Here is a 14,351-nt window from a genome sequence, read left to right as displayed (position 1 = left end):
AGGACATGTGAACGATGAACGGACCCTATACATACAGGTTGCTAGACCCGCTCACCGATCGAAAAAGCATACGCTTCACGGCGAAATACACGCGGGCGGAATTGGAGCAAATGACGACCTTTCAGTTACGCGGGATATGCGATAAGGAACGACTGGTCGAGGGATTTGCCAATCGCCTGGCACGTGAAGAATTGATTCGCGTGATTTTGCGATTTCGGAGTGCGGAAGAGCATTTACTCATCACAAGGCCGAATCCTGGTGGTTTTGAACGCATGGAATCGGCACTACAGCGAAATTGGAATGACCGTCGGCAGGAGAGTAGCGGTATCCGGGTTCCCGCCAAAATCACACTGTATCAGGGTGTACGCACAGGTCGCATGGACAACTACCGGATCGAATCCGATTTGCCTTGGCTGAGCTCATCTAATGTGCTGCTGGTGAATGCGATGGGAGAGTTGGGCGGTGTTTTGAATTTGGTGAAGGATGAGGGGCGAACAGGCGTATATTATCTTTCTCGTCATCGTGATGCTGAACTGCGAGAGACGTCTAATCATAGTTATAGCCTATTATTTCTGCGAAGACAGGAATCAGAATATTTCTATAACCTCTACTATGGAGATAAGCCAATGCTGCCGCTGAAGCTTCAAGGTCACCGGGTTCCGGTGGCAGAGCTGATCATTCGGGGCACTGAAACTACAGATGCGGTACTTGCGATTGATTTTGGCACCTCGAACACCACAGCAGGTGCTTATTTGGATAGTTCCTACGTTACGGCCCCTGATACAGGTATGAGCAGCACGGTAAGGCTGAACGCCATCAATTATGTGTCATTCCCCGGCCCAGAAGGGGCAGAGGGCGACTGGATCGAAGTATTGCCGACTGCTATTCGCGTCGCAGACTGCTCCAATCCGGAACATATCCTTTATGTATTTGGGGAGGATGCACTACGTGGATCTGACGTGGCAGGCAGCCGTGCGACAGTATTGCGAGGGATCAAGCGGTGGGTCAACGATTATAAGCGAATCGAGGAATTAATGGATTCCGAGGGGAATACAGCAACCGCTTCCCGCAGTGATATTTTAGCTGCTTTTATCCGTTATGTGATTGCTACAGCCGAGCAGCAATTTAAGTGTCGGTTCCGCAACCTGCACTTTTCTGCTCCGGTCAAGCTGCAGCCCCAGTTTATAGAGATGTTTAGTGATATTTTGCCTGATTACCAGATCGAAGCGGAGGATGCGCTGGACGAAGGGCTGGCTGTGCTGTACAACACGCTGGCAGACCAGATGGAACGAGGGACTTTTGCGGACGGTGAGGAGTATCAGGCACTTGTCATTGATTGTGGTGGAGGCACCACAGATTTGTCTTCCTGCCGATTCCGAATTGAGGACGGACGTATTGCTTACAAGCTGGATATTCACACAACGTATGAAAATGGGGATACCAATTTTGGTGGAAACAATCTGACGTATCGGATTATGCAGTTTATGAAAATTGTATTTGCAGGTTATTATGCTGCCGAGACTCGTTTGCCTGACACCGATATTGATGCCCTGATCGGTATTCCTTCAGGAGATTTGTACCGTCATGTGGATGAGTTTGGTGTAGATGCTGTATATGCGGGACTGGAGGAGCGCTACCGAGAGGCAGAGGCCATCTTGCCTACCGCGTTCAAACAGTATGAGCATGCTACACGGGATGAATATCAGCGGGTACTGAGTAATTTTCATCTATTGTGGAGCGCGGCAGAAAATATGAAAAAGGAATTTTTTCTACGTACGGGGATCTTGCGCAGCCGCTTCGAATCCGAGCAGGTATTATCTGCTGAAAGCGACCTGAACATTGCAGTGATGGATCGTTGGCTAGTATCAGTCATCGAGAACGGACGGTTTCGTGATGAATATGGGTTGCCTGATGTGGTGTTTAACATTCGGGAGATACAGCAGCTTCTTAAGGCAGACATCTACAATATTGTGCGCAAGTTTCTGGATGAGTTTTATCTGGAGGGGCGCTTGCAGGATTATTCGATTATCAAGCTAACTGGGCAGTCCTGCCGGATTGACGTATTTCGCGAAGCACTCAAGGAATTTGTACCAGGGCGCAGTATTGAGTTCCGTCAAAAGGCAGAGGACCTCAGCCGGGTACCTGAGTTGAAAATGGCCTGTCTGCGCGGGGCTATCCGTTACCTGAACGCTAAAAAAATGGGCACGATTGAGCCTGTCATTACCAATCATATTCCGGCTATTCCGTACACGGTCAGCGCATGGACACATACGGGACGCGAGAAAGAGCTGATTGCGAATTTGGAAAGCAACCGGGTACGCGGTTCTATTTCCCGGCCGTCTCATGCGGCTGAGGTAGAGTTCTTCCTGACGGCCGACGGCGGCAAGCTGCGTCAGCGTCATGTGTACCGTAGTCGGCCAGAAGCTTTTGAACCCATGCCGTATGAGGAAATTGCCGTGCTGTACGGGCGGGATATCCCGCAGGATGATACGGACTCCATCCGTAATGGGGAAACGAAATATTTTGTTTTTGTCGGAGATAGCCGCTGGGGCTTTTATGTAGTCCCGATTACCCGCCGAGATGAATTGCTGCATCTGGGACCCAAACGCTTTTTTGCTTTCGAAAATGATCTCTCCGAGCTGGATTTCTTTGACGGCACGAAATAGTAAATTAAGGATTTCGCAAAATGCTGAAATCAGAAAAGTACACAACATTTGGAGGGGATAACGTGCTGTATGCAGGTTTTTGGAAACGAACTTTGGCTTATATCATCGATAGCCTTATTGTATGGTTTGTATTTTTAATAATTGGATTGATCTGGCTTGTGATTCGGACCTTAGGGGATTGGGTACCGTCTCCGGCAGAAAGCTCTTTGATCTCAGATGGATCGACTTATACTTTTACAATGAAAACAATAGGGCAGACCTTGCTGAATTGGGGAGCTATATGGCTATATTATGCGCTTATGGAATCGTCCAAATGCAAAGCAACGGTGGGCAAGCTGGCTCTCGGCATCGTTGTGGTAGATGAGTTTAACCATAAGCTCAGCTTTGGACGTGCAAGTGCACGCTACTGGAGTAAGCTTCTATCAGTCATCATTTTGTTCGTCGGTTTTATCATGGCAGGCTTTACGGCTAGGAAACAGGCTCTTCACGATCTGATCGCCCGTACCTATGTTGTGGACAAACGCGAGCTGGACTATATCCTTCGTGAGCAGGCTGATCGCGGAACCGGGATGTAAAGGTAGATAAATAGATTCTAAGATCATAATGAACCGTAGTCTTCAAACAGGGGGAGCAAGATGGATATACGCAGATTTTTAGAAAAGAATATTCGCCTATTTACTGGATTACTTGGAGTAAGAAAAGCTCAACCCATCGATGATGCAGTTCCTGTTCCACCTCCTGCACCCGGTGTGAATCGGCTATCTGTTCCCCTAAATAAAGAAGAATAGAGAAAGGAGGGGAGCACCATGTTAACGCATATCGTCCCGAAGTTTGAGAAGGGCCGTATTCTAAAAACCGAGATGCTGGAGAATCTGCGAGACTACCCGCGCAGTTTTCTGGATATCCGGTATCAGGATTTTTCGGATGGCATTATCACCGGAATGAACGTAACTGTCGGGGAGAACACGCTGACCATTGGTAGAGGCATCGTGAAGCACAAGGATAGACTATACCTGCTGGAGCAGGAGCAGGAAGTGCCGTATGCGGCTACAGGCCGGCTATCGGTGTTGAAAATCAAATTTCAAGAAGAGCAATCCACTGCCGATTTTCAGCGTTATTTGGGTGAAATTGCTCTCGAAGAGGAAGAAGTTAATCAGCGTGAGCTGGAATTAGGCAGATTTAAGCTCAAAACAGGCGCTCTATTACGATCTGATTATGTGGATTTTGCCGATTTGGCAACAGAGTTCAACACATTTAACCTTATTCAAGTACAACAGGCAGGTACAACTTTGCCGACGCTACCTTCCTGTATTTTCAAAATGTTCGCACGTGAGCTTATCAGTCGTGGAACGTCAGATCCACTTGATCTGTCCTTTGCGATGCTGTGTCTAAATCAAGGCTTTATTGAACGTGAAGCCGTTCTTCATTATTTGTCATCCCGATCAGGGACAGCTTACCGAGACTACGATTCCAGTAAGTTACATCAGGTCATGTCTCGTGTATTGGAGGAAAAAGGGGGACGCCGTATGAACATGGGTGTCGCTCGCTCAGGTGGTCAACGGATGCTGGTAGATTAGCAGTTTAGAGTCATAGTAGCTATTGAGTAAGAGAATCAATTTGGAAAACGGTCATATTATCGATGGGTTGATAATGAGGCCAAGGAGCTGATGATATGGAGTATATGGACGAGCAAATCTTAGCATTAATGAACTCATTAAAGCAAGAGAAGTTATCTGTATCTGTTAAAGACTGGTCAACGATTTCCCTGCAGACGTTAATACATTTAAACGGTGAGACTGTTTCTTTAACTGAACGCATTTTGCTGAATGAGCGTATATCCATGACCATGCCGAAAACGTTTAAGAAAATGGAGGAAGAAGATGCTTTGTTAAAGTATCCATCTTGCCATCGACCGGGACTTATTTTTACGAATAATACGGGTACAACAAATCTTACATTTAACCATACATTAAGTGAGCTTTCGGAGTCCGAGATGGAGCCATTTAAAAATGAAATGGTCAATATTCTTAAAAATACAGAAAAGCTTATGGAATGGTACGGAGACGGCATTATCAATATTAAAAATCAGTTAGCTGGATATTGTGAATTTATAACGCCCACTTTGAGTACTCCGCTCTACAATCTGGCTTGTTTTGTCACATTAGAGGAGCGTGCTCTTATCATTACTTTTAGCTGTATGAAAGAAGAGGTTAAACTGTGGCGGCCGATAGCAAAAGGTATGATGGGGTCTTTAGAAATTCAGGCCAACAGGGAAGGTGAACTAATATGAAGGTTTTAAGTACAACATACAGCAATGTGCAAATTACACCCTATCAATTAGTTAATCTACAGGAGTTGACAATTGAGAAGCAATTGAACCATCACACACGTTTAAAATTTACTGCTATTGTACCCGAAGAACTGAAGGATACCTACGTAGAAATGACAGAGGCAGATTCTTTAATCGAGGTATCCCAGATTACAGAGGAAGGCGAGTATTTATTGATATTTAGTGGTACAGTGTTGGAGATTGAAGTGAAATTCGTACGAGGGGTATACTATCTTGAAGTTGAGGCTATATCTCATACTTACAAGCTTGACATATGTAAGAAGAGTCGTTCATTTCAAGATAAACATATGAAAATGGCTGGATTATTGAAGGTTATTGCTAACGATTATCCTGGAATTGATATTATTGACTCAGCAACCGCAGGAGCATCATTAAATCAACTAACAATACAGTACCGCGAAACAGATTGGGAATTTCTTAAACGGATCGCTTCACGTTATCATACATCTCTTATGCCAGCTTCTACGTTTAGCACCCCCAAATTCTATTTTGGTGTGGAAGAAGTTAATGCCCCAGTGAACTTGGAAAATTATCATTATACCATTAGTAAACGTATGTCTTCCTTCCGCTATTTTTCTGAAAATGGTACAGCTAATATCCAAGAAAACCATTTTATAGACTATATTGTAGAGACTAATCATGTCCTTGAACTAGGGAATCAGGTTACTTTTCATGGGAAAACCTTGTTTATATATAAAGCACTAACCGAAATGAGTAAAGGAATATTGAAGTGTATTTATACATTGACCTCACATGAAGGTCTTCGCCAAAGGGAAATTTTTAATGAACAAATGATCGGTTTATCGTTGCAGGGTAAGGTTATAGCGATTCAGAGAGACAGAGTTAAGGTGCATCTTGAAATAGATGTAGTTCAAGCTAAAGATAAAGCGCATTGGTTCCCTTATGCAACAGGTTATACAGCTGAAGGACATAGTGGATGGTACGTTATGCCTGAAATAGGTGATACTGTAAGAGTGTATTTTCCAGCACATCAGGAGCAAGAGGGTTTTGCTAGTAGTTCGGCCCGTCAAGATCGCACTAAAGATGGATACAACAAGATTGACAGTCCTGATACCAAGATTTTTCGTACACCGCATGGCAAGGAAATTCGAATGACACCTGATGAAATCGTAATTACAGGTAAAGACGATTTCATTTTTATCCAGTTGAATCAAGGAAGTGGAATTCAGATTGTAAGTGACAAGGCTATCAGTTTTTCTGCTGGAGGAAATATTCATATGAGTGCGGGTAAAAAAATAAAAATTTCTGCCGGAGAGGAAGTTGCCCTATCTAGCCAGAGCAGCAACATCGTGCTCGGTGGTGATACTAGTGTAATCGGTAGTGAAGTGAAAACAAACTGATTGCTTAAAGTATAGGAGGTAGTAGGATGGCAGAAGAACAAATGATTTTACAGGCCAATTCAGCTGACAAGAGAGGTTACGTTGTTGCAGGAGCAATATTAAAATGTAGCTTTGGTACGCAACCGACGCGACTCAAGCGTCCATTCAGTCATGGAGTGTATATCAAGGATAAAGCGCAGATGAATGTGAGTGACTATTTGCCGGGTGATAATATTTCAGGTTTCGGACGTTGTTTCAGCCTTACTAATCCCGCAGTTTTAAATAGCAATATGGTTGATATTTACGGTGTGAAAAAAGCCCCCTGTATTCCAATGATTACAAAGCCATGGATAGGTGGAAAAAAAGATGTCTTGGTAGAAGGACAGGCTTCGCTAACAGACCAGTGTTCAAACTCATGTTTATACTGTGGGTTCATAAGTATTGAGAACGATGGCCAGAATTTGGATTGAATGTTTAATCCCAATAGATATTTTGCAATTTTTTTAGGTGATGTTGTAAGAGAGGGGGAATATACTCAGTGAGCCAAGTTGAGAAAATATCGAGTTATCAGAGTTTAGAATTTGTCGGTATTTATCCTATACAACATATAGAACAACTGCATATTGAACGAAATTTAAATGATCACGCCTTCCTACGAATTCGGGGGATTTTTCCAGAAGGAGAGCAGGCTCGTTTGATTCAAATGGAGGGTGCCTCCGAGTCTGTAGAAGTGATTCAAAAAGATGAACTTGGTAAGCGTGTAAGGATATTATTTCATGGAGAAATTACGCATGTGGATTTGAAAATAGTTCGTGATATTTATTATATTGAGATAGAAGCGGTATCACATACGATTCAACTAGATATAAAGCCTATTACCCGATCCTTTCAAGATCAGAATCTAACCTATGATAAGTTACAAAGACAGATTCTTTCCAAGTATGAAGGATCGGATATTATTGATACTGTATCTCAAAATACCAAATTAGGAGAATTTACTCTACAATATAGAGAAACGGATTGGGCTTTTTTAAAACGTATGGCTTCCCGGTTCGGAGGTGTTTTGGTACCAGAAGTTGCTGCTGAAACACCTAAGTTTTGGTTCGGTATACCTGAAGGGAATGTAGGTGAATTAAATGAGGTGGTATACAGCACAAAACGAAGTTTTGCAGCAATAGGAGAAACAGAGGACACGATTGAGACATCAGCTTCATTACATATGACCTGTTATACTGTAGAAAGTGGACAGTATTTCCGACCGGGAGATCACCTGCGGTTTCGAGGCAAAGAGCTTGTTGTAACCCGGATTGTATCCAAAATACGAAGTGGATTACTATTGCATGAATACACATTGGTCCAGAGCGAGGGAATACATCAAAACCTCTATTGTAATGCCCAAATTTGTGGGGCGTCCTTGGAAGGTAAAGTTGTCGAGGTTATGGGAGACCAAGTGCGTGTACATCTGAGCATTGATGAACGACAAGATAAGAGCAAGGCAACGTGGTTTCCTTACGACACAGGATTCTCAGCAGAGGGGCATACCGGATGGTACGTTATGCCTGAGCTAGGTGATACAGTACAATTGCAATTTCCAAATGAACGAGAGTCGGAAGGATTTGTGAAGAGTTCTGTACGGCGTAGTAAGTCATCCACTCCCAAATTGACTGATCCTGACGTCAAGTATTGGGGGACAAACCGAGGTAAGGAACTGAAGCTAAGTCCATCTGAAGTGTTGGTGACGGCGAAGATGAGTAAGGTGTATATCCAACTAGATCAAAATGGAGTGCAAGTTCAAAGTGAAGGTGAACTGTCCATCTACGCTGGAAGGACGTTGACGTTGGATGCAGGTACTAAACTGAGTATGCAGGCTGGGGAGTCTATATATATGCAGGCAGCGAGAAGCAGTTTGATACTTGATGGAGAGACTGATTTTCGCTCATCTCAAGTCAATCTGGATGGAATTATAAAGCGTCCTGTATATGTTGCCGATCTAGCTCCTGTACCAGAACCTCCACTCATGACGGTACAAGCCTATAATGAAATGAAGGCATCTCAGAGCAAGCCTGCTCCTGGGAAAACCGTAGCCAAGATGAACCCGAAGTCGGGGATTTTGGACGGAATACTTAACAAGGTACAAACGTGTCTAAGTGTAGCAGGTATGATTCCCATAGTTGGATCTGTGGCAACGGCTTTAAATACGGGCGTAAACGTATATAAAAAGAATTATACGAAAGCAGGTTTATCGCTACTGGCAAGCGTACCTAAAAATGTTGCTCCTCCTAATCCATTGAATGCCCATTATCTATTGACTAATTCTTTACTAGCTCGTGGGGCTGCGGGGGATAAGAAAGCATTAGATGAATGGGTAAAGAGAGTGAATGCACTACCTAAACCACAAGAGAAAATCTCAGAGTATGAGAAAAGACAAAGGGAGCTAACAGCCACTTACCCTTCAAATCCTACATTGAAATGGATGAAGAAGAATATTCTAGTTCCTGGGGTTGATGGGATTAATTATTTTCTACTAGAAACTACTGCGGGTAAAGCAATTGAGCGTTTCAGTACTTCATCTGCTGCTGCTAATGGCAGCCCCGTAGAGTATGAGGTAGCATCAACGGGAAATGAAACGGTAGATAAATTAGGTGATTTTGCAGGGAACGTCGCAGGGAACCTTTTAACTCCTCCTGGATCTGGTATCAAAGGGCAAGGATTTTATTCAGGTACAGTCAAAATTGCAGAAAGCACTTTGGCCACCAAAGCAGGACAAGCCGTTGAAAACAAATTAGCAAACGGTATAGGGAAAGTAATGAATAAAGAGGTATCCCAAAAAATTTCTAACGGGGTTCTTACAGGGAGCATATCTGGTGGATTACAATCTGTTGGCCTTTCTCTGACCCATGATCGCTCAAAGAGTGACGAATTAGCAGAAGCCTTAGTGACAGGGACGACACTTGGAGGGGCGTTTGGTGGAGCTTTTGCTGGATTAGGCCCTTTAGTGAAATCGAACATGGGAAAAGTGTACACATCGGCAAGACAACTCACAAGTAACGGCAAGACTTCTCAAATGCTATCGTTGCTCAAACAAAGAATGAAAGTTCAAGCTTCTCCCAAGATCAATCTAGCTAAAGCTATCTCTAAAGAGGTGAAAGTTACTACCAAACCAGCCAGAGTTAGGCCTCGTCTTAGCACAGGCGGAACAGGTAAGTATAAGGTTACTTCTCCCAAGGTCAATCCGGCGAAAGTCATCTCCAAAGAGAAGATGAATGTTACTACCAAACCAGTGAAAGTTAAACCTCGTCTGAACACAAGTGGAGCAGGCAAGTATAAGGTTACTTCTCCCGAGATTAATCAGACGGGATCTATCTCCAAAGGGAAGATTAATATAGCTGCCAAGCCATCCAGTTCAAGTATTAAACTTACAGCTCCCAAAGTGAGCAAACAACAGGAGATGCCGCTTGAAACTAAGGGGACGAGTAATGTAGCTGATGAGGTAAGACCAATTGATCCTAAAACTGGAGAAATAATTTATCATGACTGGATTCCTGCCAGACCTATTGATCTTGAAACTGAACAGTATCTCATTGACAAAGTTGTAGAAGCTAGATCAGGGTTATCTAATAAATATAAAGATAAAGGGAATTTTGCATATGTTAAAGCGGAAATTGAGGGGCTTGATCAGTCAGAATTCTTTGCACATAGTAAAATTAGTGATCCGAACAAAAAAATTCCCGGAACTGAAAAATTTTCTTTAGACCCAGAAAACCCTTCATTTCCTGCTACTAAGGCCGCTTTGGATGAGGGTAAAGGTGATATTATTCTCAGAGATATGGATACTGAATATAAGATCTTGAATGATATTGATAAGAAACTTGGGGATAATAGAGAAGCGAAGGGTACAATTACTATGTTTACGGAAAAAGATACATGTGGAAGTTGTAATTTGGTTATCAGCAAATTTAAAGAAAAGTATTCTGGTATTACAATTGAATTAATTCATAATAACGGAAAACTAATTGAGCCATGATTTAATACGTGGAGGATAAATGATGAAGAAATCATACGAAGATTATATTGCCGAGTTCTATGAATGTTATGAAGATTACAAAAATGAAGATAAGCTCAGCACGGTAGAAGCAATTGCAAGAACTTTGTACGATTTTGATGGCTTAATGTCTCGTAGTGAAACAGAGAAAGCGATTATACTCACTACTTATGGGCAACTGATAGTTTCCGAACAATTAAGGGTATTGGTTAATACAAGGGACAATCTATTAAAGAAATTAAATCAAATAGATTTTTTGTTAATTAAGCAAGAGCAGAAACTCACCACGGAGCAATACGACGATTTACAGTCCAAATACAACGGTGTTTTAGAAAATATTAAAAGAATGCCGATAGATATTTGTCGTATGGCAAGATGGTACTATGAAGAATTGATAGATGAGGTGAATGAATATTTTCTCAGTATTAAAAGTGCTGATATGAATGTGGAAAAAATTACAAATAGTGTGTTAAGTCGGTTTGGACGAGATTGCGAGAATACTCTCAGTGAGAAAATGATTGTGTATACCACTTTAGGGGAGATACTCATAACGCAAAATTACCTAATCCCAGATGAAATCGTTTCAGAAATAAAAAGTTTCGATGTTAACGATACAAAGGATCAACTTCTTCAAGTAGAAAAAGATCAGTTAATAAATCTTATTAATAAAGTATTGGATAAATCAAACAATAGTTGAAAGGGGGTCTGTAAAATAAACTGTGTAACCTCTCAACTGAGATAAATTTGTTCAATACTGACTCAAATTTATATTTAATGAGGGGCTACCCAGTGCCGAATGAACCCAACATTCAACCAATAACACATATAACCCATGTAATACCCGTATAAAGATTTCTTCATTTCGGTTGTACGCACATCAAATGCTTTAATTTTATAACCTAAATAACGCTATTCCGTTACGTTGAACAGGTTGATTATGGTTAGATACCATCATAATTGACCTGTTTTTTGTTATCTTCGTTTTCTTGCGTTTTTTTCAAATTTACTTGCAACTGTAGAATACGCCGTCCCGATAGATAAGCTGTCTAAACCATCGCACCTTCTAGGATGGATAGCCCGACCATTAATATTGTCAGGACATATCTGCATATTGTCCACAACGAATGGACTACTTGCCGCGATGGTTATCGTGAATAAACAAATCTGGTGACGACCAGTTGACATAGACAGGTAAGGAGACGTTTCGGGCTAGCCGCCTTCCCTACTCCATAGCCGCCCGATAGCGGTATAACAGCACAAGAAGGAATTGCAGATGAAAACGAAGTACAACGACTTCTGGTTCGTTAAGAATAATAAAGCCGCTAATGCGTACATGGATGATGTTGCCAAGGAGAGTAACTTTACAGGGCATCACAAGGGGTATACCATCCTGCCGCATAAAATCCATCGGTGTTACGGTTTAAGTCCGTATGAGAAGCTGATTTTCGTCGATATTGTCGCGTATATGAGCGACCAGAGCCAGTGCTACCCCACTATTGAGATGATTGCCCGAAATCTAGGATGCAGTTCCAAGTCCGTAGAGCGTCATATTGCAAAACTGGCAGAGAAAAAGCTGATTCTGGTGAGTCAGAGCAAGAATAATACGTACTACCTGCCGAACTATCTTCACGTACATCCTTATTTGCTCGTGTCAGAGAAGACTCATGAGTTCATTGGAAGTGTGAGGAAGCAGGTAAACGAGAGAGAACTGACGCTGTGGATTCAGGAAGTCGTAAAGAGTGACGATTACATGGCATATACCGCCCGACTCCAAAGACTTCATGAAAGACGCTTGCCGATGGACAAATTCGCTGAAACGGAAACATTGGCTAGTTACAAGCAGTTCCTGATGACCGCATTTGCCAAGCGATTTCCGCCAGATGTCAACGGAGCATAATGGAGAGTCTCTTATTTCAGCGGACTCTTTGTCCAGATAGCCGTCACACGGTCGGTTCAAGGCAAGAAATCAAGGCTATAGACTCTGTGTCTATGATTTCGACAGAGAGTCGGCAATGCTAGACAGAGAGTCTGAATCGTAGACTTAGAGTCTGTTGTGAACCGTCCGATAGTCTCACTAATAAGAATCATAAATAAGATTCAATTCAAGAAGAATCAAGCTAAGAATCACTTGAAAAAGAAACAGCAGACACGCCGTTGGCGGCCTGCGATTTCGGGGGGAGCTTCTTGATTTTTGGACGGAGGGTAAAGACGGCGGATAACTCTTTATAGATACTTTACTCAAGAGTCAAAGATGGAGTTCCGCCGCCGCTCCGCCCAGTCGGACGGCTCGCTCAATGGCTCTGAAAATGCAAAGGAAGCTTTTACAGGCGTTTTGATGCATTGACAATAAGTGGGTGGCGAAAATAGTAGCATGGCTCTACGAGCCTTATAGAAGGCATATGAGGTTGATGCAACCCTACTCGTCTTCTGCTGAGACAATAAGTTGGTCAACGGTAATATCCAATGCTTCACAAATCTGTTCCAACGTGCGGATATAAACTCTGTCTACAGAATCGGAACAGAGATGATTAATTGTCGCAATCCTCATGTCCATCGAAAGGGCAAATTGTCGTTGTGAAATACCGCGTTCCGCTAGTATCTCTCGTAACCGGATACGAATTTTCATAGTTCCTCCATTACCTTTAAGCGTAAATACACTAAGTATAGCACAGTATGGTCAGAAACACATTGTACTATACGCTTAAGAGTGGTATATTGGAGGCAGATATAATACTCTTAAGGGTTTAAACCTTAAAGCGTAACGTTAATTCTGATTATCGTAACGGTGGGGGAGGAAACATGATGAATGTCATCGGATATGTCCTAGTATCGACACAAGGACAAGCCAAAGACGGATACAGTTTATCGTACCAACAAGACGAAATCTGTTCGTACTGCCAAGAACGAGGATGGAACTTGCTTCACATCTTCACGGACGAAGGAATCAGTGGTGCGAAGATAGACGAAGAAGCCCTTGAGGTGGACAGAATGGGCTTTCAGAGCCTGTTAACCGCAATTGCCGTCCAAGATGTGGATGCAGTTGTCGTACTGAATACAAGCCGTCTCTGGCGGTCTGACATTGTGAAGGTGCTTGTTCATCGGGAGTTCAAGAAATACGGCGTAGACGTAAGAAGCATCGAACAGCCGACCTACAGCATTTACAAGAAAGACCCGTCAGACTTCCTGATTAATGGGCTTATGGAACTGCTTGACGCATACCAACGGCTTGAAATCTCGATGAAGTTAAGTCGAGGGCGTAACAAGAAAGCACAGCAAGGTGGTTATGCGGGTGGTCGGGCGGCATTTGGATACAAGGCGAAGAAAGGTCAGAAGGCAATCGAAATTAATTTGGATGAAGTCGCCGCTGTACAGCGAGTATTTGAACTCAAGGAATTATTCCCCGACTGGTCATTGTCGGAATTAGCGTATCAGATGAACGATGATGGCTTTACAACTCAACAGGGCAAGAAGTTTACAAAGGTACAGATTAAACGTATCCTTGATCGCCGCCCGTTGTACGAAGGTACTTATCTCTATGGTGGCATTGAAGCCAATGGGCTTCATCAAGCCATTATATAGGCGGTGGCGGCATGGAGAAGATGGAAACCTACAATGGCTACGTCGAACAGGAAGACAGCTATTACAAGAAGCTCGAAACGTTGGAACAATGCCAACATGCGATAGTTGACCATATCTACCGATATCGCGAAATTTTTGACAAGCTGACAGCAGAAGAAGTATTGCTAGCTGTTCATCAATTGGAAGAAACGTTGCGTCTGGAACTTTTACATTTGAAATTGGCAAAAGCATTTCTGGCTTTTGAACTGAAATAACTTGTGACTTCCAAGGCAAGGAGTAGAGAGGCTTGCGTCCCATTGCGAACCGTTACGGTTAACGCTTGAACTGAGGTTGCCCCTATTCTTTACCTACGTCACAGAATCCGTAATCTAGAG

Annotated in this window: 13 protein-coding genes; 12 read left to right on the top strand and 1 reads right to left on the bottom strand. The window is 42.9% G+C overall.

Features of this window, described 5'->3' with window-relative positions:
* Nucleotides 1-14 precede the first annotated feature (14 nt).
* The 10 genes from AOU00_RS05870 (at nucleotide 15) to AOU00_RS05830 (ending at nucleotide 12,295) form a co-directional block, all read left to right on the top strand.
* A complete protein-coding gene (locus AOU00_RS05870) occupies nucleotides 15-2,666 on the top strand; it encodes an Hsp70 family protein (RefSeq protein ID WP_069290161.1) in 2,652 nt (883 codons plus the stop codon).
* A 62-nt stretch (nucleotides 2,667-2,728) separates the two neighbouring features.
* Nucleotides 2,729-3,241 carry an RDD family protein gene (locus AOU00_RS05865; protein WP_061828795.1) on the top strand — a complete coding sequence of 171 codons (513 nt, stop codon included), beginning with the start codon at nucleotides 2,729-2,731 and terminating at the stop codon, nucleotides 3,239-3,241.
* Nucleotides 3,242-3,301: 60 nt separating this feature from the next.
* On the top strand, nucleotides 3,302-3,454 hold the full coding sequence (locus tag AOU00_RS26535; RefSeq protein ID WP_172828266.1) for a hypothetical protein: 153 nt from the start codon (nucleotides 3,302-3,304) through the stop codon (nucleotides 3,452-3,454).
* An 18-nt stretch (nucleotides 3,455-3,472) separates the two neighbouring features.
* Nucleotides 3,473-4,243, top strand: a complete 771-nt coding sequence (locus tag AOU00_RS05860; RefSeq protein WP_061828707.1) for a hypothetical protein — start codon at nucleotides 3,473-3,475, stop codon at nucleotides 4,241-4,243.
* 95 nt (nucleotides 4,244-4,338) lie between these two features.
* Complete coding sequence (locus AOU00_RS05855) at nucleotides 4,339-4,956, top strand: hypothetical protein (RefSeq protein ID WP_061828708.1); 618 nt, start codon at nucleotides 4,339-4,341, stop codon at nucleotides 4,954-4,956.
* Nucleotides 4,953-6,377: a phage baseplate assembly protein V gene (locus AOU00_RS05850; protein WP_069290160.1), complete on the top strand. Its 1,425-nt coding sequence runs from the start codon at nucleotides 4,953-4,955 to the stop codon at nucleotides 6,375-6,377. The genes AOU00_RS05855 and AOU00_RS05850 overlap by 4 nt, the downstream gene beginning before the upstream one ends.
* 26 nt (nucleotides 6,378-6,403) lie before the next feature.
* Nucleotides 6,404-6,826, top strand: a complete 423-nt coding sequence (locus AOU00_RS05845; RefSeq protein ID WP_069290159.1) for a DUF4280 domain-containing protein — start codon at nucleotides 6,404-6,406, stop codon at nucleotides 6,824-6,826.
* Between the two features lie 68 nt (nucleotides 6,827-6,894).
* On the top strand, nucleotides 6,895-10,380 hold the full coding sequence (locus AOU00_RS05840) for a deaminase domain-containing protein (protein WP_069290158.1): 3,486 nt from the start codon (nucleotides 6,895-6,897) through the stop codon (nucleotides 10,378-10,380).
* A gap of 22 nt (nucleotides 10,381-10,402) precedes the next feature.
* On the top strand, nucleotides 10,403-11,095 hold the full coding sequence (locus tag AOU00_RS05835; protein WP_061828712.1) for an Imm3 family immunity protein: 693 nt from the start codon (nucleotides 10,403-10,405) through the stop codon (nucleotides 11,093-11,095).
* A gap of 576 nt (nucleotides 11,096-11,671) precedes the next feature.
* Nucleotides 11,672-12,295 carry a helix-turn-helix domain-containing protein gene (locus AOU00_RS05830; protein WP_061828713.1) on the top strand — a complete coding sequence of 208 codons (624 nt, stop codon included), beginning with the start codon at nucleotides 11,672-11,674 and terminating at the stop codon, nucleotides 12,293-12,295.
* A 519-nt stretch (nucleotides 12,296-12,814) separates the two neighbouring features.
* Here AOU00_RS05830 and AOU00_RS05825 read toward each other — a convergent pair.
* Nucleotides 12,815-13,024, bottom strand: coding sequence for a helix-turn-helix domain-containing protein (locus AOU00_RS05825; RefSeq protein WP_061828714.1), 210 nt, complete (start codon nucleotides 13,022-13,024; stop codon nucleotides 12,815-12,817).
* Between the two features lie 176 nt (nucleotides 13,025-13,200).
* On the opposite strand from AOU00_RS05825, the gene AOU00_RS05820 reads away from it, so the two are divergent.
* Both AOU00_RS05820 and AOU00_RS05815 read left to right on the top strand, forming a co-directional pair.
* The gene (locus tag AOU00_RS05820; RefSeq protein WP_061828715.1) at nucleotides 13,201-13,977 is read left to right on the top strand and encodes a recombinase family protein; all 777 of its coding nucleotides are present in this window, start codon (nucleotides 13,201-13,203) and stop codon (nucleotides 13,975-13,977) included.
* An 11-nt stretch (nucleotides 13,978-13,988) separates the two neighbouring features.
* Nucleotides 13,989-14,231, top strand: a complete 243-nt coding sequence (locus AOU00_RS05815) for a hypothetical protein (RefSeq protein ID WP_061828716.1) — start codon at nucleotides 13,989-13,991, stop codon at nucleotides 14,229-14,231.
* Nucleotides 14,232-14,351 lie beyond the last annotated feature (120 nt).

This window comes from Paenibacillus polymyxa (genome assembly GCF_001719045.1).
Taxonomy (GTDB): Bacteria; Bacillota; Bacilli; order Paenibacillales; family Paenibacillaceae; genus Paenibacillus; species Paenibacillus polymyxa_B.
Note: the sequence above shows the minus strand (reverse complement) of the source record. Positions and strands in the feature narration are given on the sequence as shown.